Genomic DNA, 22,142 nt, shown 5'->3' on the forward strand with positions numbered 1-22,142 from the left:
AATATTGCAGGAGAATGATAACCGTTTACTCTGTTACAGCACTCATAATGGCTTATCTGTGCGGCTCGATACCTACGGCTGTTTGGATAGGTATGGCCTTTTACAAAGTGGATGTACGCGAGTACGGAAGCGGTAATGCCGGTGCTACAAATACTTTTCGTGTTCTTGGTAAAAAAGCAGGTATCCCTGTGATGCTGCTTGATATATTTAAAGGCTGGGCAGCTACCAACTTCGCTTATTTTATTGGTGCGTCTGCCACAGGCGCCATCAACTCAACCGCATATACCAACTATGAGCTTGCTTTGGGCATAGCCGCGGTTATGGGCCACCTGTTCCCGATCTTTGCAGGTTTTAGAGGGGGGAAAGGTGTAGCAACCTTGTTTGGAATGATTTTGGCTATACATTTTCATGCCGCTTTGTTATGCATAATTGTTTTTATAACGGTGTTATTGATTTCAAAGTATGTGTCACTTAGTTCAATTGCAGCAGCCTTTACTTACCCTATTGGCGTTACATTTGTTTTTCCGACACCTATCCGGTCGATAGTAATTTACGGCATGTGCATTTGCGTACTTGTGTTGGTAACGCACCAAAAAAACATTGAACGCTTAATAAGGGGCAAAGAATCAAAAGTCAATTTTTTTAAAAAGAAAGCAACTGCCTGATCATTATGAAAAAATTTAAACCTGCATTAGTCCTGATAGCTCTCATGGCTATCTTTTCATGTTCAACCGTACCGCTTACCGGTCGTAAACAATTAAGTCTTGTTGGCGATGCCGAAGTAAACCAATCGGCTGCGGCAAGCTACAAACAACTCCTTACCGATTCTAAAACCAAAGTTATAGCCAGTGGTAATGACGCGCAGCGCGTTAAGGTTATTGGCAACAGGCTGGCCGCGGCGATCGAAAAATATCTTAAAGAGAATGGCTACGGCGATCAGTATAGCTTTCAGTGGGAGTTTAACCTGATCCAAAGCAGCGAGGTTAACGCCTGGTGTATGCCCGGCGGCAAGGTTGCTGTTTACAGCGGATTGTTACCTGTTGCTAATACCGACGCTTATCTTGCAGTAGTTATGGGTCATGAGATTGGTCACGCCATTGCGCGCCACTCGGCCGAGCGTATCTCGCAGGAAATGCTGGTGCAGGGCGGCGGACAATTGGTTGGGGCTGCAACAAGCCAGCAATCGCAAGCTACACAAACTGCAATAAGTACTTTGTACGGTGTTGGAAGCCAGTTGAAGTTGTTGGCTTATTCCCGTAAACAAGAATCAGAAGCCGATAGGTTAGGTTTAACCTTTATGGCTATGGCCGGTTATGATCCGCATAATGCCATCGCTTTTTGGCAACGAATGGCGGCCCAAAACAAAGGCGGCGCTCAACCCGAATTTTTGAGCACCCACCCGGCTGATGCTACCCGTATTGCCGATATCCAGAACCTCATACCTGAGGCCATGAAATATTATAAAAACTAATTACCTCATTACAATAAATCCTGCCCCGCAAAAGGCGGGATTTTTCTTTTTATGGCTAAAAGTGAATTTTTAAAAGCACAATGGAAAAACCTGGTGATGCTTAATTACGAGGTTGACGCCGCTATATTAAAACCTTACATACCTGCAGGTACCGTACTCGATCTTTGGGAAGGCAAAGCCCTGGTGAGCATGGTTGGCTTCATGTTTCTGGATACACAGGTTATGGGCATTAAATGGCCATGGCACGTGAATTTTGAGGAGGTAAACCTGCGTTTTTATGTGCGATACTTCAACGGTAGCGAATGGAAACGCGGCGCTGTTTTTATCAGCGAAATTGTACCGAAACACATGATCGTGCTTATCGCCAATAATCTTTATAAAGAACATTACCGCGCGTTGCCTATGCGCAGTTCTATTATTGCAACCGAAGATCATCATACCGAATTTTTGTACGAATGGAAACTCAAGGGGCGCTGGAACAAGCTCGGCGCTACTGCAAGTAATGAGTTAGTGGATATTAAGCCGGGCAGTCCCGAAGAGTTTATTTTAGAGCATTATTGGGGATACAACGGGCTAAGCGCAACAAAAACCATGGAGTACCAGGTTGAACATATCTCCTGGCAAACCGGCCTGGTGCGGGATTATGTTTTTGATGCCGATGTTGCAGCCTTGTACGGCAGCGAGTTTAAACCATATCTTGAAAAAGAACCTGTTTCGGCTTTTTACGCGTTGGGATCGGATATCGTTGTACGAATGGGGGAGAAGATAGTGGTTGGGAAGTGAGCATTGTTTTTACTACTTGCTACTTGAAAAGGTTTAAATCCCAACTAATTTAATATTTAGAAGGTAAATTATCGAGCAAGCTGATCTGCCCCAGAGGGGCAAAAGGTTTGTAGAAAATAGATGTCCTCTCTTTTAGAGCCCCAGAGGGGCTCAACTTAAATTGGTAGATCAATTATTGAGGCAGTTTAAAGATATATTGTTCGTCAAACTCGATATTAAAATCATTTAGCATTTTTCTGTACTCATCTAAAAAAGTTGTTTTTTGATGATGCTCCTGCTGGTTTGCTATGTAGTTTATAACCTTATCAATTTGTGACCTGCTATTACTGAAAGCTCCATACCCTTCCTGCCATTGGAATCCCCCCCTTTGTTAACTTTTGCTTATTAATCCATTCAGACGAATCGCTTTTTATAAATCTTACAATTTCAGAAATAGATTTATTAGGATTTAGACCGATAAGTAAATGCAGATGATCGGGCACATTGTTGATGGCAATTAATTTATGCCCTTGATTTTGAACAATTGAAGTTATGTACATCCTTAATCGTTCAGCCCAGCTATCCTCAATTAATGCCAGTCGATATTTTACGGCAAAAACTATGTGAATATTTAATTGAGAATAGGTGTTGTTACTTGCCATGCTTCGTGATCAGGTTTGTTAAGTTGAGCACCTCTGGTGCTCAGTCAAATCTACCTTATTTTCTACAAACCTTTTGCCCCGCTGGGGCAGCGTAGCATATTTATCACTTTGAGAAAATTAGGGAAGTCTTATTCCTCATCACCATCCCGTCAAAAAAAATAATCATTTCATTAGTAATCACCTTGTTTACTATTTTTGCCACCCATATAATTTTGATACATGGCAAATTACAGTAACCGCATTGCACATTTAAAAAACGAGATCCAGCCTTTACGCGATCAGCTTATTAGCCACGAGCTTTATAAAAATATTACCTCGCTTGAAGAGCTTACCGTTTTTATGGAGCACCATGTGTTTGCTGTTTGGGACTTTATGTCGTTGCTTAAAGCTTTGCAGCAAAAGCTTACCTGCACCGTTACCCCCTGGATGCCTACAGGAAACGCTAATACCCGTTACCTGATCAACGAAATAGTGGCCGGCGAAGAAAGCGATATTGACGAGCAGGGTAACCGTGCAAGCCATTTTGAACTTTATTTACGTGCTATGCAGCAAGCGGGAAGTGCCGCTAACGGTATCAATAACCTGTTTAACGAGTTGAATTTCGGTAAGCATATTGATGAAGCCTTGATCATAGCCAATATCCCGGTAGCCGCGCGTAACTTTGTGCAACATACTTTTGATGTTATAGATACCAACAAAGATTATCTGCAGGCTGCAGTATTCACTTTCGGTCGCGAAGACCTGATTCCGGATATGTTCGTGAGCATAGTGAAGGAGCTAAGCCAGCAATTACCCGGTAAAGTTGATATCCTGCTATATTATTTGGAGCGTCATATTGAGGTTGATGGCGATCATCATTCACAATTAGCTTATCAAATGACTGCCGAACTTTGCGGCGAAGACGATAACAAATGGGCTGAAGCTACCGGAGCTGTTAAAGAAGCATTGCAAGCCCGCATTGCGCTTTGGGATGGGATACTGGAGGCCATAAAAGTACAGGAAGTAAGTTCCTTCTAAGTATACACCCTATAAAAGTTGTCATTTCGACAGAGCATGGGAAGGACTGAGCACCGGAGCGAAGAGAAATCTTATGCGTCTGGCAAGATCATCATGCATGATTTATAACAAGGCGTATAAGATTTCTCCTCACCCCATGCACATTCCCCCACTGGTTCGTCGAAATGACAACGGGTTTTATTGAATAAGAACGCTGAAAATCCCTACAACTTATTTAACTCATCCATCAGCACTTTGCTGTACTGGTTAAAGTAACGCCTTACGCCAAAACCCATAACGGTTTGTATGCCGCGGGTAGCGTTGGTTAAAAACACCTCATCAGCCTCATATAAAATATCTGGATTTATCTGGGCTTCGGTTATTTCGATGTTGTTTTCATTTGCCAGCTTAATCACTACCTGGCGCATAACGCCCTCAACACAGCCTTCGCTTAATGCCGGGGTATACAGGTGATTTTGGTAATTGATGAAAATATTAGAGCTGCTGGCTTCGCAGAGGTTGCCGCTTTGGTTTAGTAAAAATACATCATCCAGCTTGTTCTGGGTTTTGTACAGGCTGGCCATCACGTAAATAAGCGAGTTGCAGGTTTTAATGTTCGATAGATAATTGGACGGTTTGGGCAGCTCGGTAAACACATCCATGATCAGCCCTTTCTCGTTTAAAAAGTATCTTGGCTCTTCTGATGCGGTCAGTTCCAAACAATAGGCCATTTTATTTTGGGTAGGGGTATACAAGCCTTCAGCATCGCGGTAAACGGTTAAACGCAATCTGCCGTGCTTTACCTTATTTCTGCGGGCAAGTTCGTTAACTATATCGTTTAAAAACCAGGTATCCATTTGCGAATAGCCGTCAATTTTAAGGGCTTTCATACCCCGCTGAAGCCGGTCGGCATGTAGTTCGGCAAATTTTAGTTTCCCTTTCATCAGCCGCATGCTTTCAAACAGGCCGTCGCCATATTTAAAACCCCTGTTGCCAATGGTGAGCAATGGTGTATTTTGAGGGAGATATTCGCCATTAAAATTGATGAATACGGGCATCATGGGACAGGTAGATATTATAATTTGATCGTGCTTATTTGTTTACCGGGTATTGTTTGTATGCTTTATCTAACGTCTATTGCTTCGTATCTGTATCACTGTATTTTCGCCATTTTGCAAGTACTGCTTCAAAATCGGCCGGTAAGGGCGACTCAAAATGTACCCGCTTTTTTAACGTGGGGTGTAAAAAGCCGAGTGTTTGCGCATGCAGCGCTTGCCGCGGCATTAGCTCAAAACAGTTTTCAACAAACTGCTTATACTTACTGAACATGGTACCCTTTAAAATTTTATCGCCGCCATAAGTGGCATCACTGAACAGAGGATGACCAATGTGTCTCATATGCGCCCTGATCTGGTGTGTGCGACCGGTTTCCAGCTGGCATTCGATCAACGTAACATAACCCATGCGCTCCAATACCTTATAATGCGTTACCGACCATTTGCCCTTTTCCGGGTCATCATATATCGACATTACCCGCCTGTCGGCCACACTACGGCCAATATAGCCGGTTACGGTGCCATCTTCAGGCAAATCACCCCAGACTAATGCGAGGTATTTACGGGTGATGGTATGCTCAAAAAACTGTTTAGCGAGCCAGGTCATGGCACGCTCATTTTTGCTGATGAGCAGCAAGCCAGAGGTGTCTTTATCAATGCGGTGTACCAATCCCGGGCGGCCATCATTACCCGGCAGGGTTGGCAATTGCTGAAAGTGATACACCAGCGCGTTCACCAATGTTCCGGTATAGTTGTTATAGCCGGGGTGCACCACCATACCTGCTTCCTTGTCAACAACCAGTACATCATCATCTTCATAAATGATTTTGATGGGGATGTTTTCGGGATAAACTTCGGTATCACGCGGCGGATGCGGCAGCACTACGGAGATTACATCAAGCGGTTTTACTTTATAGCTTGATTTGATGGTTTTATCGTTCACCAGCACGTTACCCAGTTCAATAGCATTTTGAATGCGGTTGCGCGAAGCGTTCTCTACGCGGTGCATCAAAAATTTATCAATCCGCAAAAGTGACTGGCCCTTGTCAACCACTATACGTAAGTGTTCATACAAGTCCTGTTCTTCCTGCTCAATAAGTTCGGGTTCGTGTGCCATTTGAGGCGCAAAAGTAATCGTTTTTTGTGGTAGGTTAAACGTAATATTGCAATAGCATTAACGCCGTATTATTTTATGAACATTGATCTTGAAATTTTTAGCCCGGTACAGCAAATCAACAGCCCTTTGTTTGATGCTCGGGGTGTAAAAGTTTTTATCAAGCGCGATGATCTGATCCATCCCATGATATCAGGAAATAAATGGCGTAAGCTTAAATATCTGCTTAAACAAGTTCAGGCTGAAGGAAAAACACATCTTGTAACCTTTGGCGGCGCATATTCAAACCACCTGATGGCTACAGCTGCCGCTGCCGCGAAGTTTGGTTTTAAATCAACGGGTATTGTAAGGGGAGAGGAAGTTGATAATGACACCTTGTTTTTATGCCGTTTGCACGGTATGGAACTACTATTTACCGATCGGGATAGCTACCGCGATAAACCTGCCCTGTTCAATCGGTATTTTGGCCACGATGAGCAAGCTTTTTTTATTGACGAAGGTGGCGCATCTGCGGAAGGGGCTAAAGGTTGCAGCGAACTGGTTGACGAACTGCCGGAAAGTTATGATCATATTTTTTGCGCTTGTGGCACAGGAACCACCGCGGCAGGCATCCTTAACGGATTGAACAATCATCAGCTTAAAACAAAATTTAATGCGGTGCCTGTGTTTAAGAACGGCGGATTTATTAAGGATGAGATCGACCGCTTTTTAACGCAACGAACGGATTACGACCTTCATGTCGATTACCATTTTGGGGGCTATGGTAAAGCCAATGATCAACTCATCAATTTCATTAAACAGTTTGTTGCTGCGACAGGCATATTAATTGAGCCGGTATACACAGGCAAAATGATGTATGCATTATATGATCTGATTACCAAAGAACATTTCGAACCCGGCAGCCGGATCCTGGCCGTTCATAGCGGGGGGATTTGGGGACTGCTGGGGATGAAGGAAAAGTTTAAATAAACCCTAATTAGTCGGTGTATTTAACGGTAGCTCGAAATAGAAGGTAGACCCTTCGCCGTAGGTACTTTCAACCCAAAGCCTGCCCTGATGCCGGGTAACAATTTCCTGGCAAATGTATAAGCCGATCCCTAATCCCGACATGTGGGACGCAAGGTTCTCGACCCGGTAAAAGCGCGAGAACACACGTTCCAACTGATCTGGCTGAATGCCGATACCGAAATCCTGTACCGAGATCCTTAATTTATTATTGATAACAGCACCAGTAATGATCACTTTATCCCCCTTGGGCGAATACTTAACTGCATTCGTTACCAGATTGATGATCACCTGTTCAATGCGCTGACTGTCGGCATGAATAATTAACCGTTCAAGGGGAAGGTTTAAAATGATCTGGTGCGATGATTCTGTCTGTTGCAGGATCTCGCGTAAATCGGTAATTGATTTTATGATATCATAATCCGCATAGGTAAAAGGTAGTTTACCGGTTTGGATTTTGGTAACATCAAGCAAATCTGATATCAACGTAGTTAATCTGCCTACCTGTTCGAGCGCGCGGTTTGCCAGTAACTTGTTTCTATCATCAGCAGGTAAATTGCGGGCAATGATTTGCAAATACCCTTTCAGGCTGGTAACCGGCGTTTTTAACTCGTGGCTTGCCAAACCTATAAACTCATCCTTTTTTTCGTTGAGTTGTTTGATATCCTCGTATAGTTTAGCATTGTCCAGCGCCACGGAAGCCTGGGCAGCTACGGCCAATACAAGCTGCTCATGCTCCTTGGTAAACCTGGCTGGTTGCTCATGGCCGAAAAATAATCCGCCAATAACCTCGCCCGATTTACCCCTTACTGGGACAGCAAGGTAACTTACTACGGGCAAATGCCCTGCCGGCTTACCGAAATGAGGTGCATTTTTTCCATAACGGGGATCTTTGGTAATGTCATCCACCCGTACTGTTCCCTCTCCGCTAAAGGTGGGATGAAACACTGCGGTGTTACGAGGCATTCCAAATTTTTCAAATGCCTCACGTGGTGCGCCAGAAAGCGTAAATAACATGTATGACTCGCCCTGTTCATTAACCAGGTTGTGAAAAAAGGCACCAAACTGCGCTCCGCACAACTGGGTAGTAGAATCGGTAACTTTTTGAAGGATACTTTGAATATCCAGCTCTGCCGAAATAACCTGTCCTATCGAATTTAATATCTCCAGGCGTTCGGCGTACTGCTGCAGCCTGTCTTCGGCTTTTTTTTGTTTGCCTATATCTCGTATTATTTTTGAAGCCCCTATTACCTTGTTGGCCTTGTTCATTATTGGGGATATGGTAAGCGAAATTTGAATTTCTTCGCCGCTTTTTGTTTTGCGAATGGTTTCAAAATGTTCTATCCGCTCGTTGGCCCGTATTTTACTGATGATCAGTTCTTCCTCATCATAACGGTCTTCCGGAATCAGCGTTGTGATGTGCTTACCAATGATCTCTTCATCAGTATAGCCAAATAAGCGTTGCGCGGCATTGTTCCAGCTGGTAATTATGCCATCAAGGTTTTTGCTTACAATGGCATCTTCGGATGATTCAATGATGGAAGCCAGCATGCCTTGTTTAGCCTCGGCATTTTTTTGTTCAGTAATATCTATTAACGTATTGACCACGCCTGTAAGCTGGCCGCTTTCATCAAAAAGGGGTTTAGGGTTTGATAATATATAACTAATACTGCCGTTGGGGCGTTTGATAAGTATTTCCTGCCGTTTTACGGCTTTGCCGTATTTTAACACTCTGGCTGTAGGAGTTTCTTCAAGATTCAGCGGTGTGCCATCAATATTAAATATCTGCCAGTTTATATACCATTTGTCTTTATTAGCTTCCGGCGTTTTACCCCAAAGCTTTACAGCAGCTTTATTAAACGAAGTTACACAGCCATGCTTATCGCAGGTATAAACGGCTACGGGCAGGTCTTCAAGCAAATCCCAGGCTGCAATATTATTAAATGCTGCTTTTGGAGCATGTAATGGTTCTTCTCCCATGTTATTATATAATACCTCCCTTTGGTTGTATGTTGTACGAATTTAATATTTAAATAGCCAACCTCAGGGCTTTAATCAAAAAGAAATATTTGTTATGAAAATGCGGCGAATTTTTAATTATCGCGTTACGGCAGCAATGGGCGGTTTTTGATCATAATTGCGCGGTAAAAGTGATTTTGGCTCATCGTTTTTTGTACGTTTTAGAATCGGGAACAAGTGTACCGGATTTAAGTTTGGTACAAAAAGTAACTTTAAACAATTTAAAGTTACTTTTTGGTCAATCGGTTCAAAAACCGCTTAAATTTTGATTTTAGGCGGTTTTTGCTAAATTTGTAATAAACCCAATTGATATGTACAACCTACTTGTTTCTCCGCAGAATGTCCAGGCTTCACTTCAGAAGCATGTACTGGCCGATGGCTTCGACCTCACTTTTGATATGGAAAAAAGTAAGGGTGTTTATATTTATGACGCAAAATATAACCGTACACTGCTTGACTTTTTTACCTGTTTCGCTTCGGTGCCTTTGGGCTATAATCATCCCAAAATGCTGAATGACGAGGAGTTTAAGAAAAACCTGATGCTTGCAGCTTTAACTAATCCTTCAAACTCAGATATATATACAACCCAATACGCTCAGTTTGTTGAAACCTTCGATAGGATTGGTATTCCCGAATATTTGCCACATGCTTTTTTTATAGCAGGCGGCTCATTGGCCATTGAAAACGCATTAAAAGTGGCTATGGACTGGAAAGTGCAGAAGAATTTTGCCAGGGGATACACTAAGGAAAAAGGATTTAAAGTATTGCATTTTGAACATGCTTTTCATGGGCGTTCGGGCTACACGTTAAGCCTCACCAATACAGTGCCTAATAAAACCAAATGGTTTGCCAAGTTTGACTGGCCGCGGGTATCTGTACCTTATATCAATTTCCCCTACAGCGATGCCAATCACGAAGATCTGTTAAGGCGCGAACAATTATCAGTAGCTCAGATCAGGCAGGCATTTGAGGATAATAAGGATGATATATGTGCTATAATAATTGAACCCGTACAATCAGAAGGGGGAGATAATCACGTGCGTAAAGAGTTTTTAGAAAAGCTGCGCGAACTCGCCGATGAATATGAGGCATTGCTGGTATATGATGAGGTGCAAACAGGTGTGGGGCTAACTGGCAAATTTTGGTGCCATGAACACTTTGGTGAAAAAGCACGCCCCGATATTATTGCTTTTGGCAAAAAGATGCAGGTTTGCGGTATATTGGCCAGCCGTCGTATTGATGAGGTTGAGGATAACGTATTTAAGGTATCGTCACGTATAAACTCAACCTGGGGAGGTAGTTTGGTTGATATGGTACGCTCATCAAAAATAATGGAGATTATTGAGGAAGATAACCTTTGTGATAACGCTGCATTGATGGGCGAATACCTGCAAAACGGCTTAAGCGAAATTGCCGGGCGGCACCCTGTTGTAAGTAATGTGCGTGGAAAAGGGCTGCTTACAGCCTTTGATTTTCCGGACAAAACCATAAGAGATAATTTTATTAAAAGAGGTTTTGAGAATAATATTATGTACCTTGGCTGTGGCGAAAGGAGCGTACGTTTCCGCCCTGCGCTGATCATTGAAAAAAGCCATATTGATACCGGTCTTGAAATGCTTGAACAGCTTTCGGCCACTTTTTAACAAATAGGTAAAGAAGATCAATACCGGCTACAGCTAAATCCTGCTCATGAAACGTGTGGAATTAACTAATATTTAATAAGGTAAAAACAACATCTATTATTTGTAAAAGGAAAAACATATTAATATACGCTACTTTTTTTCCAAAATAGGCCATATTTTTTGTTATTATTCCGATTAGATTTGTTGCAACCCTATTAAAGTAACTCAGTTCTATTCAATCACCATGAGCAAACACATAGAGAAATTAAAGAAGCAACTGGTTGAAGTAGCCGAGGTTGTAAATTCATTCAAATCTGAAGCTGTACAGGTTCGAATAATTGACCGTTTACTGGAAGTAATGATCGAGTCGGAGAAGGTAGATGCCGAAGGTGTTGAAATGTTTGGTAAAAAAGCAAGGAAATTACGTATTGAGGATGAAGGTGGTGCTATAGCGGGACGTAAGAAACCGGGTGCTACCAAAATACTTAATCAATTATTAAATACCGATTTCTTTGATAGTCAGCGTTCTATATCATCTATTGCCAATTACTGTAAGGATCAGTATGACTCTGATTTTAAAACATCTGAACTTTCAGGTATCCTTTTAAAATTAGCTAATGAAAACAAGCTGAGAAGAGAGCGAAGCAATGAGAATAACCGCTTTGAATACATCAGGGCTTAAGTATTGCTCATATTAAAGTTAATAAAAAAGGAGTCTGAAAAATCAGGCTCCTTTTTTATTAGTATAGATTTAATTATGTATAATCTATAGTTAATATTATATTATTTAAGGTTAAATAAATTATCCACCCCTAAAATTTTTCTGCTGGTGAAACCTTCGGCGTATTTTGCCCCGATGCTTTTGCCAAACTCACGTGCTCTGCCTGTAACTATTTCAATAAAATCGGGTGTTGAAATATAGGTTTGTGGCTCACCTTCCCAGCTTGGGTTATGAAACTGCGATCCGTAAGCATAAATACTCTCTATTTTTTTATCCCAATATCCGGTTACGTCAATTAATATATCAGGAGTAATATAATTGTCCTGTATAAAATGAAGTACCATACCTGGTCGCCATGCTTCTTGTGCTATACCTTCGGCATCAAATGTTTCTATTTTACGGAGGCCTGCTAAAAATGCCGAAGTTTCAACAAGTTCATTGGCACGGCCATGGTCTGGATGACGGTCATGGTAAGCGTTGGTTATTACAATTGAAGGGCGAAATTTGCGGATAGCTTCAATAACTTTTACCTGGTGCTCGCGTGTGTTTTCAAAAAAGGCATCGGGCAAACCCAGGTTTTCGCGTACGGCTAAACCCAATATTTCGGCAGCGGCAGCAGCTTCCTGTTTACGGATCTCGGCCGAGCCACGGGTGCCCAGTTCGCCGCGGGTAAGGTCAACAATACCAACTTTATAACCAAGGGCAATATGTTTTGCAATTGTACCGGAGCAACCTAACTCAGCATCGTCGGGATGTACCGATAAAACTAATATATCTAATTTTAGCATGCGCAAAAATAATCTATTGGTTAGACGCCGTTGTCAACAGGCGGTCAATCTTTCGCCTCACTTTTGATGAGTTTGGTTTGGTGAAAGGGTAGTAGAAATCAACTACATGGCCGTTCCTATCTATTAAATATTTGTGAAAATTCCAGCGTGGCGCTGAGCCTACATTTCCATTTTCCTTTTTATCTGCCAGGAATTTATACAGTGGATCGGCATAAGAGCCACGCACCCTTATTTTTTGAAAGATGGGATAATTTGCTCCAAAGTTTTCGCAGAAAACCGCGATAGCCTCGCCATCTAAAGGCTCCTGGCCACCAAAATCATTTGAGGGAAATGCAAGAATTTCAAAATCCTTACCGGCAAGTTCGGCTTTTAAAGTAGCAAGTTCTTTTAATTGCGGAGTGAAGCCGCATTGTGAAGCTGTGTTTACAATAAAAAGGACTTTGTTTTTATATTCGGAAAGACTGATCTCTTCACCGTTTAACTTGTGAATGTTAAACTGGTAAATACTTTTATTATCCATTAAACTAATTGCTGTATGAATTATATCCGGCCTGGTTTAAAATGGCCTCGATATCCTTCTGTTCCTCAGGGTCGTAAGTTTCTTTAAGATTATGGCCAAATATGCTGGCGACCGACTGGAACATGAAAGCCTTAAAGCCGCCCTTTAATTCCTTAATCATGGCAAAGCTGGTTTGCCCGGTTTCGCGGTCAATAAGTTTAATTAAAACCTCTCCCTGACTAATTGTCAGGTTTTTTATTTCCTTGTTAAAAAGGTTTTTGATTTCACCCTCGCAGGTGCTCACTAATTCTTTTTGTTTTTTCCTGTCGGCGGTAACAGCCAGGTCGCGTTGTAACTGACGGTACCTTTGCCCTGCAAAACGTGCATAAGGCAACACTTTCATTACATTATAGCGCAAACGGCGATAGTTTTGCCTGTCGGCCTCGCTGGCAAAAATACGGGTATCAACTATCTTAACTTCGGGTTCAACTATCCACGGCACAAGTTCACCGTCAAGGTTGGTCATGGCTGTTCTGATGGTATCATTTTTGCCAAGCTGTACTGGAGCAGGAGTAACTGTTTGGGCCTTTGCAGCACCCATCAAGCAACATAACAGTAACAGAGAACCAATAAATTTCATATTTTTACTTAATACAAAAATAATGTAATTTTTTTTGGTATTTTACTAATACCTGCAATAATATTTATTTGCTGCATGTTTATGATTAGATACCGCTAATACCCCGTACATGAAAGACTTAGTGATTGACCTGGAAGCCGAGAAGAACGAGATACTAAAAAGATACCGTGCCCTGCTGCGTGCCTGTAAATCAACCCTGCAAAAGGGCGATAAACGCATGATACGCAAGGCATTTGATATGGCCCTTGAAAGCCACAAGGATATGCGCCGTAAAAGCGGTGAACCCTATATATATCACCCTATTGCAGTAGCCCAAATAGCCGCCGAAGAAATTGGCCTGGGTACAACATCGATAGTGTGCGCCCTGCTGCATGATGTGGTTGAGGATACCAACATGACGCTTGATGAAATTGAGATGGAGTTTGGTAAAAAGGTTGCTAAAATTATTGATGGCCTTACCAAAATATCAGGCGTATTTGATACCAACAGCTCATTGCAGGCCGAAAACTTCCGTAAAATGCTGCTTACCCTTGCCGATGACGTAAGGGTAATCCTGATCAAGCTTGCCGACAGGCTGCATAACATGCGTACCATGGAGTTTATGCCGAGGGACAAGCAGCTTAAATTATCGTCAGAAACAGTATATCTGTATGCACCCCTGGCACACCGTCTGGGCTTATACGCTATAAAATCTGAACTGGAAGATCTATCCATGAAATATATGGAACGCGAAACCTATCAGTTCATCAAAAATAAGCTGAACGAGAAAAAGGCCGAACGTGAGCGTTTTATCCGTGATTTTATTGAACCTATCAATAAATCATTACAAAGCCAGGGACTTGAGGCCGATGTATTTGGCAGGCCGAAATCTATCCATTCTATCTGGAATAAAATGAAGAAGAAATCGATACCTTTTGAAGAGGTGTATGATCTTTTCGCCATTCGCATCATTTTGGATAGTGCGCCTGAACATGAAAAGGCTGATTGCTGGAAAGCTTACTCTATAGTAACCGATCAGTACCGTCCAAATCCCGACAGGTTGCGTGACTGGATCTCATCGCCTAAGGCTAACGGTTATGAATCGTTGCATACTACAGTGATGGGACCGCGCGGCCAATGGGTAGAAGTACAGATCCGTACCAAGCGCATGAACGAGATTGCTGAAAAGGGTTTTGCCGCGCACTGGAAATACAAGGAAGCCAGCACCGACAGCGGGCTTGATCAATGGGTAACCAAAGTGCGTGAAATGCTTAAAAATCCGGATACCAACGCGCTCGACTTTATCGACGACTTTAAAATGAACCTCTTCAGCGATGAGATCTTCATTTTTACGCCTAAAGGCGCGCTGATCCAGTTACCTTTAAATGCTACAGCGCTTGACTTCGCTTTTGAGATCCACACCGATGTGGGCGCAAGCTGTATTGGTGCTAAAGTAAACCATAAACTGGTGCCACTAAGTTATAAACTGCAAAACGGCGACCAGGTGGAGATCATCACATCAAGCAAGCAAACTCCTAAAGAAGACTGGCTTAATTTTGTGGTTACTGCAAAGGCTAAAGCCAAGATCAAATCAGCTTTAAAAGAAGAAAAACGCAAAATTGCCGAGGACGGTAAAGAGATCCTGGAGCGTAAAATGAAATCGCTCAAGATAACTTATAACTCTGAAAATCTGCAAAAGATAGCTTACTTTTTTAAGCTGCAGGCCACCCAGGACCTTTTTTACAATGTTGCCAAGGGCATTCTTGATATGAAGGACCTGAAAGAATATCAGGCCTCAGAAAAAATAATTGAAAGCAAACCACAGGATAAAATAGATCAGGAACAGGTTCAAAATCTTATCAAAAATATCAAAGCCAAAGATAGCGACATATTGCTCATTGGCGAGGATATGCAAAAGATAGACTATAAACTGGCCAACTGTTGTAATCCTATCCCTGGCGATGATGTTTTTGGTTTTGTTACCGTGAGCGACGGCATCAAGATCCATCGTACCAATTGCCCTAATGCTGCCAAACTAATGGCAAATTATGGCTACAGGATAGTAAAAGCCCGCTGGACAAACCAGCAGGAACTTGCCTTCCTTACAGGTTTACGTATCACCGGTATTGATGAGGTAGGGTTGATTAACAAGCTTACCACGGTAATATCAAACGATTTTAAAATAAATATCAGGTCTATTACAGTTGACAGTGATAATGGTATATTTGAAGGGTCGCTGATGTTATATGTTAATGACACCAGCCACCTTGACACCCTGATTAAAAACCTAAAACAAGTAAAAGGCGTAACCGCGGTTAACCGTTTTGATTCGGCAATCGAGAAAGCATCTTGAGGTGAATTGTTGATTGAGTTGATTTGGTGAGTAGTTGCTTTGTGCAATGAAAGTCAACATAATCAACCATTCACATAATCAACTACTCACCACTTAACAAATTATTAATAACTTTGCCCCGTTAATACATCATTATGTCACAGCAGGATACCATACCAATGGTTAAGAAAATTTTTGAGGCTTACCTCGAAAATAAAAACCTCAGGAAAACCCCCGAGCGTTTCGCTATACTCGAAGAGATATATTCCCGTACAGATCATTTTGATGTGGAGTCGTTGTACATCCACATGAAAAATAAAAAATACCGCGTAAGCCGTGCTACGGTTTACAACACACTTGAGCTATTGGTTTCGTGCGATCTGGTTACTAAACACCAATTTGGCAAAAACATGGCCCAGTTTGAAAAATCATACGGCTATAAACAGCATGACCACATCATTTGCATCGACTGCGGCAAGGTGGTTGAATTTTGCGATCCGCGTATCCAGCAGATCCAGAGTATGATGGGCGATATCTTAAAATTTGACATCAAACACCACTCTTTAAATCTTTATGGTAATTGTACCAAATTAAGAGACGGTTTTTGTGACAGAAAAATTTAACTTTGCCCCCTTTCATAACACATATTCTTGAACTTACGATAAATTAATGGCTGTTGACGTATTATTAGGCCTCCAGTGGGGCGATGAAGGAAAAGGAAAAATTGTTGATGTGCTTAGTGCAGGTTATGACCTGATTGCACGTTTCCAGGGCGGGCCAAATGCCGGTCACACGTTGGAGTTTGACGGTAAAAAGTTTGTTTTAAACACCATTCCTTCAGGTATATTTTTTGAAAACACCATCAACCTTATCGGTAACGGTGTGGTGATTGATCCTATCACCCTGAAAAAAGAACTGGATAAATTAAAAGATGCCGGACATGACTTGTTGGCTAAAAAGAATCTTTTAATTGCTAAAAAAGCGCACCTGATATTACCAACTCACCAGTTGCTTGACGCTGCTAATGAAAAAAAGATGGGCGAAGGCAAAATTGGTTCAACCTTAAAAGGTATTGGCCCAACTTATATGGATAAAACCGGTCGTAACGGTTTACGTATTGGCGATATCACCCTGCCCGATTTTAAAGAGCGTTACCAGAAACTGGTTGATAAGCACGTATCAATGCTGCAACAGCTTTACGGCGAAGTGGCAGATTTTTCGGAGCGCGAAACTTTATTTTTTGAAGCGCTTGATGTACTGCGTCAGTTCCCGCTTGTTGACTCTGAACATTTGGTTAACAGCTACATTAAAGACGGCAAAAAAGTTTTGGCCGAAGGTGCTCAGGGAGCAATGCTTGATATCGACTTTGGTTCATATCCGTTTGTTACTTCTTCAAATACTACCGCCGCAGGTGCTTGTACTGGTTTAGGTATTGCTCCGCAACAAATTGGCGATGTAATAGGTATTTTTAAAGCTTACTGTACCCGTGTAGGTGGTGGTCCTTTCCCAACCGAACTGGAAAACGAAACCGGCGAAGAGTTGCGTAAAGTAGGCCATGAATTTGGCGCGACTACAGGCAGGCCACGCCGCACCGGCTGGATTGATCTTCCTGCTTTAAAATACGCGATTATGCTTAACGGTGTTACCCAATTGGTAATGACCAAGGCTGATGTATTGAGCGGTTTTGACAAGATCTATGCCTGCACGCACTACAACTATTTAGGTGAGCAGATTGATTATATGCCTTACGATATCTGCTCGGTAAGGCCAGAGCCGGTATATAAGGAAATTGATGGCTGGAACGAAGACCTGACCGGTATCACCGAACTTTCTGAGATCCCGGCTAAACTACAATCATATATTGATTACCTTGAGGCCGAACTTGGCGTACCGGTAAAATATTTATCTGTAGGCCCGGACAGGAAACAGACTTTAACGTTACATTAATAGATTATCCTTATATCTATTGGGGATTGTAATAAGAATAAAAAGGCCGGGTATTCCGGCCTTTTTCATTTACTTGGTTATTTTTGCAGGGTGATTGTACAGGTAAATAACTTGCCGGAGTTTAGGAAAAAGGCGTTGCAATGGGCTGCAAGTTTTGATACGCTGTGCTACCTTGATTCAAACGGATTTAATGATCCCTATTCCAAATTCGATACACTGATAGCGGCCGGTTCCCGTGCCGAACTTACCGCAAATGCAGGCGACGCTTTTGATCGGCTTGATGAGTTTAGGAAAAATAACCCTGGCTGGATGACCGGCTTCCTGGGTTATGATCTTAAAAACGAAATCGAAGCCCTCACTTCTGCCAATCCGGATGGTTTAAAATTTTCGGATCTGTATTTCTTTGTTCCCGAACATCTTATTTTGATAAAAGGGGATAAGGCAGAGATTATTTCAGATCATCCCAATCAGGTTGTAAAAGCAATAAATGAGCAAGCCTTAGTCCGGTCTGCCCAACAATCTGTTATCAACCTAAAACCTCGCTTTAGCAGGCAGGAATACATTGATACGGTAAATAGCATAAAAGAACACATCACCCGCGGCGATATCTACGTAACTAACTTTTGCCAGGAGTTTTTTGCCGAGGATGTAGTTATTGAACCGCTGGAGATCTTCACAAAGCTTAATGAGGTTTCGCCTAATCCATTTTCTACCTTTTTTAAATGGAATGGGAACTATATCCTTGGCGCCTCGCCCGAACGCTTTTTGGCTAAAAGAGGAAGTAAGCTGATATCGCAGCCCATAAAAGGTACCGCCAAAAGACTTGATGATACTAAGGCCGACGAGCAGGCAAAACAAATCCTGCGTAATCACCCTAAAGAGCTACAGGAAAATGTAATGGTGGTTGATTTGGTGCGTAATGATCTTACCCGTTCGGCCAAACCCGGTACTGTTAAAACCGAAGAGCTTTTTGGCATTTATAGCTTTAAGCAGGTGCATCAAATGATTTCAACCGTGGTTTGCGAAATAGAAGATAATCTTTCAAATGTACAGGCCATCAAGAATACCTTTCCTATGGGTAGCATGACGGGCGCCCCAAAGGTAAGTTGCATGCAATTGATGGAACAATATGAGCGTAGTAAGCGTGGCGTATATTCCGGAGCTATAGGCTATTTTAACCCGGATGATGATTTTGATTTTAATGTGGTGATCCGTTCGTTACTTTATAATTCTTCCAATAAATACCTTTCGTTCCATGCCGGAGGGGCCATTACTTACCATGCAATTGCCGAAAATGAATATGAAGAATGTTTGCTGAAAGCCACCGCGGTGATGGAGGTTTTGGGAGGGACTCGCGTGTTGTAGCAAATCATCAATTTTTTACTATATTGGCTGTAAAAGTACCATCACTATTCGCTTTTAATTGTCAATATGTTAAGACCCCTACAAAACATAAAGCTAATTATCGTTTCCCTGTGTTTATTAGCAACCGATGTTGCCTCAGCCCAAACTAAGTATCATCCTTCGGATTTGTTCCCGGCACAACCATTATTACCACCGGGCAATTCCTATCGTACCGCCACCGGCGAACCAGGTCCCGCTTATTGGCAAAATAAGGCCGACTATGTGATTGATGTAACACTCGATGATAAAACCAATATCATAACCGGTACAGCTACCATTAACTATACCAATAACAGCCCAAAACCGCTTTCGTTATTATGGTTGCAATTGGAGCAAAATGTATTTAAAAAAGATTCGCGTGGGATTCAATCTAAATTGTTCCTTTACCAGGATCCTGAAAAAACTACTCCGGATGGCGGGTATCAGATAGAAGGTGTGCAACTTGCAGATGGCAAAGGCGGAAATATTAAATACCATATTTATGATACCCGTATGCAGTTGGAACTGGCGCAGCCGCTGCTAAGCGGTCAGTCTATAAGTTTCAGCATCCATTATAAGTATAACTTCCCGGTAAATTATAAAAATGCCGACTTCCTGGTTAACCGTACTGATATCCTCCCAACAAAAAATGGGAACATCTATGCTGTAGCACAATGGTATCCCAGGATGTGTGTTTTAGACGATGTAGAAGGATGGAATACTTTGCCATATTTAGGTAATGGCGAGTTTTACCTGGAATACGGCAATTTTAAGGTTAATATTACGGTACCATCGGGCCTTATTGTTGAAAGCTCCGGCGACCTACTAAATCCTGAGGAAGTGCTAACCCCAACAGCCCTTAAGCGCTGGCAGGCTGCTAAGCAAGGTGATGCGCCAGTGCAGATCAGAACGGCGAAAGAAGTGACTGATCCCTCATCAAGGCCTGCAAAAGCTACCTGTACCTGGAAGTTTAAACTGGATAACGCCCGGGATTTCGCATGGACTGCCTCCCGCTCCTTTGTTTGGGAAGTGGAGAGCTTTAAGCTTTTTGATGGCAAAAGGGTGATGGGTAGTTCTCTTTATCCGGTAGAGTCGGAGAAGCAGGGCAGCTGGAAGCGTTCATCAGAGTACATCAAATTTACCTTGCAGCATTTTTCTGAAAAATGGTTTTCATATCCTTATAACAAAGCGGTTAACGTGGCTTCAAATCTTGATGGTATGGAGTATCCCGGCATGGTATTTTGCTCGGCGAAAGATACCGGCAACATGTATTTTGCTGTGGTAAATCATGAGCTGGGGCATACCTGGTTCCCGATGGTTGTGGGCAGTAACGAGCGTAAATATGCCTGGATGGACGAAGGGTTCAATATGTTCATTGACAAAATTGCTACCAAAGCTTTTAACAAAGGCGAGTTTATAGGATATGTTGAGATTGATAGCCCCCTTGATTCGTTGTTTGCTGAGAAGCTATTGCCTATTGTTACCCGTCCCGATGCCTTGCCCGGCAACCAGGTTTATCCGCTGCAATATCAAAAGGTGGCTTATTCATTGGCTCTTTTGCGTAACCAGATATTGGGCTCCGAGCGCTTTGATCGTGCTTTCAGAAAATATATTCGCGACTGGGCTTACAAACATCCTACACCGTGGGACTTTTTCAGGAGCATAGATAGTTCGGCAGGGGAGGACTTGACCTGGTTCTGGAAATCGATGTTTCTCGAAAATTATCGCCTCGATCAGAAAATAACTAAAGTAGACAGTCCGGCAGATGGCCTGCCTGTTATCACAATCGAAAATATGGACAAGGCAGCAATGCCGTTAGTGGTTGAAATAACCTATGCCGATGGCTCGAAGGAGCATCGTGAGTTCCCGGTTGAAATTTGGGAGTACAGCAGTGTTTACACTCTTACCGGCGATAAAAAAGTGGCTGTCGCCAAAGTTATTATTGATCCTGATAAGATCTACCCTGATGTGGATAGGGGCAATAATAGTTACGAGGTGAAGAAGTAGACTGTTTTATGTAGGAAACGAAGAGTATGCTGGCTCATTCTTCATCATGTCATTGCGAGGAACGAAGCAATCCCCTATTGGCAAATCCGCTCTGTATAGTTTGGGATTGCTTCGTGCCTCGCAATGACGATTTCTATATTACCTCCGCCCTATCAGGGTCTCTCGAAGAGGACCTTGATGTTCTGTAAGAAGCTTTACAACTTCACGCCCCTTAAAAATTCCTCAATACCCATACGCTTTTTGCCTTCTAACTGAATGTCTTTTAATAACACAAACCCATCTTTAGCAGCAAACTTTAAATAAGTTTTGTTATCACTTAAAAAGCCGCCTGGTTGAATAGCCGGTTCAGATACCTGATATTCAGAAGTAAAAACCTTTAGGCTTTTGCCATTAAGTTCGGTATAGGCTGTTGGCACCGGGCTAAGTCCGCGGATTTTGTTATAAATAGATTCGGCTGTTTGGGTCCAGTCAATCCGGCAATCATCTTTAAATATTTTGGGGGCGTGTTTTAATTGGGTTCCCTCGGCCAGTTGCGATTGCGGGTGCTCATTGTAACGGCCGCTTTCAACCGCTTTAACGGTTTTCACCAGTAAGCCTGCGCCTTTGTTCATAAGGCGGTCGTGCAGTTCGCCGGCATCTTCATGACCGGTAAGGGTTATTTTTTCGGTGAACAGAATGTTACCGGTATCGATATCGTGCTTTAAAAAGAAGGTAGTTACACCGCTTTCTTTTTCGCCGTTAATGAGCGCCCAGTTAATTGGGGCCGCGCCACGGTATTGTGGAAGTAACGATGCATGTAAATTTATGGTGCCCTTAGGCGGCATGTTCCAAACTATTTCGGGCAGCATCCTGAAGGCTACTACAACCTGCAAATCGGCTTTCAATGCTTTTAGTTCAGCAATAAAATCCTCGTTCTTCAGTTTTTCGGGCTGCAGTACCTTTAATCCGTTGGCTTCGGCATACTGTTTCACCGCCGATTCACTAACTTTTTGACCCCTTCCGGCCGGTTTATCGGGCGCTGTAACAACGGCCACAATATCACTGCCGGCTTTAATTAAAGCGTCTAACGAGGCAACGGCAAACTGGGGCGTACCCATAAATATAATTCTCATAGTATGTTTAGGTATTAGATGTCTTTAT

Annotated in this window: 20 protein-coding genes; 12 read left to right on the forward strand and 8 right to left on the reverse strand. The window is 42.5% G+C overall.

Features of this window, described 5'->3' with window-relative positions:
• The first annotated feature begins 14 nt into the window (after nucleotides 1-14).
• Genes plsY through EAH55_RS07980 form a run of 3 tightly spaced genes read left to right on the forward strand, consistent with a single transcriptional unit; the run spans nucleotide 15 to nucleotide 2,254 of the window.
• Nucleotides 15-665: a glycerol-3-phosphate 1-O-acyltransferase PlsY gene (gene plsY / locus EAH55_RS07970; RefSeq protein ID WP_112567189.1), complete on the forward strand. Its 651-nt coding sequence runs from the start codon at nucleotides 15-17 to the stop codon at nucleotides 663-665.
• Between the two features lie 5 nt (nucleotides 666-670).
• On the forward strand, nucleotides 671-1,471 hold the full coding sequence (locus EAH55_RS07975; protein WP_121809177.1) for a M48 family metallopeptidase: 801 nt from the start codon (nucleotides 671-673) through the stop codon (nucleotides 1,469-1,471).
• A 51-nt stretch (nucleotides 1,472-1,522) separates the two neighbouring features.
• Nucleotides 1,523-2,254 carry a YqjF family protein gene (locus tag EAH55_RS07980; protein WP_121809178.1) on the forward strand — a complete coding sequence of 244 codons (732 nt, stop codon included), beginning with the start codon at nucleotides 1,523-1,525 and terminating at the stop codon, nucleotides 2,252-2,254.
• Between the two features lie 323 nt (nucleotides 2,255-2,577).
• Here the strand turns inward: EAH55_RS07980 and tnpA are convergent, their stop codons facing one another.
• Nucleotides 2,578-2,895 carry an IS200/IS605 family transposase gene (gene tnpA, locus EAH55_RS07985; protein WP_244228129.1) on the reverse strand — a complete coding sequence of 106 codons (318 nt, stop codon included), beginning with the start codon at nucleotides 2,893-2,895 and terminating at the stop codon, nucleotides 2,578-2,580.
• 339 nt (nucleotides 2,896-3,234) lie between these two features.
• On the opposite strand from tnpA, the gene EAH55_RS07990 reads away from it, so the two are divergent.
• Nucleotides 3,235-3,912 carry a DUF3050 domain-containing protein gene (locus tag EAH55_RS07990; RefSeq protein ID WP_394339753.1) on the forward strand — a complete coding sequence of 226 codons (678 nt, stop codon included), beginning with the start codon at nucleotides 3,235-3,237 and terminating at the stop codon, nucleotides 3,910-3,912.
• Nucleotides 3,913-4,115: 203 nt separating this feature from the next.
• Here the strand turns inward: EAH55_RS07990 and EAH55_RS07995 are convergent, their stop codons facing one another.
• Together EAH55_RS07995 and EAH55_RS08000 are read right to left on the reverse strand one after the other, a co-directional pair.
• Nucleotides 4,116-4,952 carry an aminotransferase class IV gene (locus EAH55_RS07995; RefSeq protein WP_121809180.1) on the reverse strand — a complete coding sequence of 279 codons (837 nt, stop codon included), beginning with the start codon at nucleotides 4,950-4,952 and terminating at the stop codon, nucleotides 4,116-4,118.
• A 73-nt stretch (nucleotides 4,953-5,025) separates the two neighbouring features.
• Entirely contained in the window at nucleotides 5,026-6,063 is a 1,038-nt protein-coding gene (locus EAH55_RS08000) for an RluA family pseudouridine synthase (protein WP_121809181.1), read from the reverse strand.
• A gap of 75 nt (nucleotides 6,064-6,138) precedes the next feature.
• Here EAH55_RS08000 and EAH55_RS08005 point away from each other — a divergent pair, with 75 nt between their 5' ends.
• Nucleotides 6,139-7,029, forward strand: coding sequence for a 1-aminocyclopropane-1-carboxylate deaminase/D-cysteine desulfhydrase (locus EAH55_RS08005; RefSeq protein WP_121809182.1), 891 nt, complete (start codon nucleotides 6,139-6,141; stop codon nucleotides 7,027-7,029).
• A 3-nt stretch (nucleotides 7,030-7,032) separates the two neighbouring features.
• On the opposite strand, the gene EAH55_RS08010 is transcribed toward EAH55_RS08005, so the two are convergent.
• Nucleotides 7,033-9,045 carry a PAS domain S-box protein gene (locus tag EAH55_RS08010; RefSeq protein WP_121809183.1) on the reverse strand — a complete coding sequence of 671 codons (2,013 nt, stop codon included), beginning with the start codon at nucleotides 9,043-9,045 and terminating at the stop codon, nucleotides 7,033-7,035.
• 350 nt (nucleotides 9,046-9,395) lie between these two features.
• Here EAH55_RS08010 and lat point away from each other — a divergent pair, with 350 nt between their 5' ends.
• Nucleotides 9,396-10,727: an L-lysine 6-transaminase gene (lat, locus tag EAH55_RS08015; RefSeq protein ID WP_121809184.1), complete on the forward strand. Its 1,332-nt coding sequence runs from the start codon at nucleotides 9,396-9,398 to the stop codon at nucleotides 10,725-10,727.
• Between the two features lie 223 nt (nucleotides 10,728-10,950).
• Nucleotides 10,951-11,388 (forward strand): hypothetical protein, encoded by a 438-nt coding sequence (locus EAH55_RS08020; RefSeq protein WP_112567219.1) that lies wholly within the window; start codon nucleotides 10,951-10,953, stop codon nucleotides 11,386-11,388.
• A 101-nt stretch (nucleotides 11,389-11,489) separates the two neighbouring features.
• Here the strand turns inward: EAH55_RS08020 and bshB1 are convergent, their stop codons facing one another.
• Genes bshB1 through EAH55_RS08035 form a run of 3 tightly spaced genes read right to left on the reverse strand, consistent with a single transcriptional unit; the run spans nucleotide 11,490 to nucleotide 13,354 of the window.
• Nucleotides 11,490-12,215 (reverse strand): bacillithiol biosynthesis deacetylase BshB1, encoded by a 726-nt coding sequence (bshB1, locus tag EAH55_RS08025; RefSeq protein WP_121809185.1) that lies wholly within the window; start codon nucleotides 12,213-12,215, stop codon nucleotides 11,490-11,492.
• 13 nt (nucleotides 12,216-12,228) lie between these two features.
• Nucleotides 12,229-12,735, reverse strand: coding sequence for a glutathione peroxidase (locus EAH55_RS08030; protein ID WP_121809186.1), 507 nt, complete (start codon nucleotides 12,733-12,735; stop codon nucleotides 12,229-12,231).
• Nucleotides 12,736-12,739: 4 nt separating this feature from the next.
• Nucleotides 12,740-13,354 carry a DUF4294 domain-containing protein gene (locus EAH55_RS08035; protein ID WP_121809187.1) on the reverse strand — a complete coding sequence of 205 codons (615 nt, stop codon included), beginning with the start codon at nucleotides 13,352-13,354 and terminating at the stop codon, nucleotides 12,740-12,742.
• A gap of 109 nt (nucleotides 13,355-13,463) precedes the next feature.
• Between EAH55_RS08035 and EAH55_RS08040 the strand changes: the two genes are divergently transcribed.
• From EAH55_RS08040 to EAH55_RS08060, 5 genes are all read left to right on the forward strand, one after another.
• Nucleotides 13,464-15,686 carry a RelA/SpoT family protein gene (locus EAH55_RS08040; RefSeq protein ID WP_112567231.1) on the forward strand — a complete coding sequence of 741 codons (2,223 nt, stop codon included), beginning with the start codon at nucleotides 13,464-13,466 and terminating at the stop codon, nucleotides 15,684-15,686.
• A 134-nt stretch (nucleotides 15,687-15,820) separates the two neighbouring features.
• A complete protein-coding gene (locus tag EAH55_RS08045) occupies nucleotides 15,821-16,288 on the forward strand; it encodes a Fur family transcriptional regulator (RefSeq protein ID WP_091222155.1) in 468 nt (155 codons plus the stop codon).
• Nucleotides 16,289-16,334: 46 nt separating this feature from the next.
• Entirely contained in the window at nucleotides 16,335-17,612 is a 1,278-nt protein-coding gene (locus EAH55_RS08050) for an adenylosuccinate synthase (protein ID WP_112567244.1), read from the forward strand.
• A 90-nt stretch (nucleotides 17,613-17,702) separates the two neighbouring features.
• Nucleotides 17,703-18,977, forward strand: coding sequence for an anthranilate synthase component I family protein (locus tag EAH55_RS08055; RefSeq protein ID WP_317127563.1), 1,275 nt, complete (start codon nucleotides 17,703-17,705; stop codon nucleotides 18,975-18,977).
• 66 nt (nucleotides 18,978-19,043) lie between these two features.
• A complete protein-coding gene (locus EAH55_RS08060) occupies nucleotides 19,044-21,002 on the forward strand; it encodes a M1 family metallopeptidase (protein WP_121809188.1) in 1,959 nt (652 codons plus the stop codon).
• A 194-nt stretch (nucleotides 21,003-21,196) separates the two neighbouring features.
• Here EAH55_RS08060 and fmt read toward each other — a convergent pair whose 3' ends face one another.
• Nucleotides 21,197-22,114 carry a methionyl-tRNA formyltransferase gene (fmt, locus tag EAH55_RS08065; protein WP_121809189.1) on the reverse strand — a complete coding sequence of 306 codons (918 nt, stop codon included), beginning with the start codon at nucleotides 22,112-22,114 and terminating at the stop codon, nucleotides 21,197-21,199.
• Nucleotides 22,115-22,142: the final 28 nt, after the last annotated feature.

The organism is Mucilaginibacter kameinonensis, from assembly GCF_003675385.1.
Lineage (GTDB): Bacteria > Bacteroidota > Bacteroidia > Sphingobacteriales > Sphingobacteriaceae > Mucilaginibacter > Mucilaginibacter kameinonensis.

What these genes read in the sequence shown, in the direction of transcription:
- EAH55_RS08050 (WP_112567244.1), top strand. Translation starts at nt 16,335, where the DNA reads ATGGCTGTTGACGTATTATTAGGCCTCCAGTGGGGCGATGAAGGAAAA.
- EAH55_RS08010 (WP_121809183.1), bottom strand. Translation starts at nt 9,045, where the DNA reads ATGGGAGAAGAACCATTACATGCTCCAAAAGCAGCATTTAATAATATT.
- bshB1 (WP_121809185.1), bottom strand. Translation starts at nt 12,215, where the DNA reads ATGCTAAAATTAGATATATTAGTTTTATCGGTACATCCCGACGATGCT.
- EAH55_RS08000 (WP_121809181.1), bottom strand. Translation starts at nt 6,063, where the DNA reads ATGGCACACGAACCCGAACTTATTGAGCAGGAAGAACAGGACTTGTAT.
- EAH55_RS08005 (WP_121809182.1), top strand. Translation starts at nt 6,139, where the DNA reads ATGAACATTGATCTTGAAATTTTTAGCCCGGTACAGCAAATCAACAGC.
- EAH55_RS08060 (WP_121809188.1), top strand. Translation starts at nt 19,044, where the DNA reads ATGTTAAGACCCCTACAAAACATAAAGCTAATTATCGTTTCCCTGTGT.
- lat (WP_121809184.1), top strand. Translation starts at nt 9,396, where the DNA reads ATGTACAACCTACTTGTTTCTCCGCAGAATGTCCAGGCTTCACTTCAG.
- EAH55_RS07995 (WP_121809180.1), bottom strand. Translation starts at nt 4,952, where the DNA reads ATGATGCCCGTATTCATCAATTTTAATGGCGAATATCTCCCTCAAAAT.
- EAH55_RS07990 (WP_394339753.1), top strand. Translation starts at nt 3,235, where the DNA reads ATGGAGCACCATGTGTTTGCTGTTTGGGACTTTATGTCGTTGCTTAAA.
- EAH55_RS08040 (WP_112567231.1), top strand. Translation starts at nt 13,464, where the DNA reads ATGAAAGACTTAGTGATTGACCTGGAAGCCGAGAAGAACGAGATACTA.
- EAH55_RS08035 (WP_121809187.1), bottom strand. Translation starts at nt 13,354, where the DNA reads ATGAAATTTATTGGTTCTCTGTTACTGTTATGTTGCTTGATGGGTGCT.
- EAH55_RS08020 (WP_112567219.1), top strand. Translation starts at nt 10,951, where the DNA reads ATGAGCAAACACATAGAGAAATTAAAGAAGCAACTGGTTGAAGTAGCC.
- EAH55_RS08030 (WP_121809186.1), bottom strand. Translation starts at nt 12,735, where the DNA reads ATGGATAATAAAAGTATTTACCAGTTTAACATTCACAAGTTAAACGGT.
- plsY (WP_112567189.1), top strand. Translation starts at nt 15, where the DNA reads ATGATAACCGTTTACTCTGTTACAGCACTCATAATGGCTTATCTGTGC.
- fmt (WP_121809189.1), bottom strand. Translation starts at nt 22,114, where the DNA reads ATGAGAATTATATTTATGGGTACGCCCCAGTTTGCCGTTGCCTCGTTA.
- EAH55_RS07975 (WP_121809177.1), top strand. Translation starts at nt 671, where the DNA reads ATGAAAAAATTTAAACCTGCATTAGTCCTGATAGCTCTCATGGCTATC.
- EAH55_RS08045 (WP_091222155.1), top strand. Translation starts at nt 15,821, where the DNA reads ATGTCACAGCAGGATACCATACCAATGGTTAAGAAAATTTTTGAGGCT.
- EAH55_RS07980 (WP_121809178.1), top strand. Translation starts at nt 1,523, where the DNA reads ATGGCTAAAAGTGAATTTTTAAAAGCACAATGGAAAAACCTGGTGATG.
- tnpA (WP_244228129.1), bottom strand. Translation starts at nt 2,895, where the DNA reads ATGGCAAGTAACAACACCTATTCTCAATTAAATATTCACATAGTTTTT.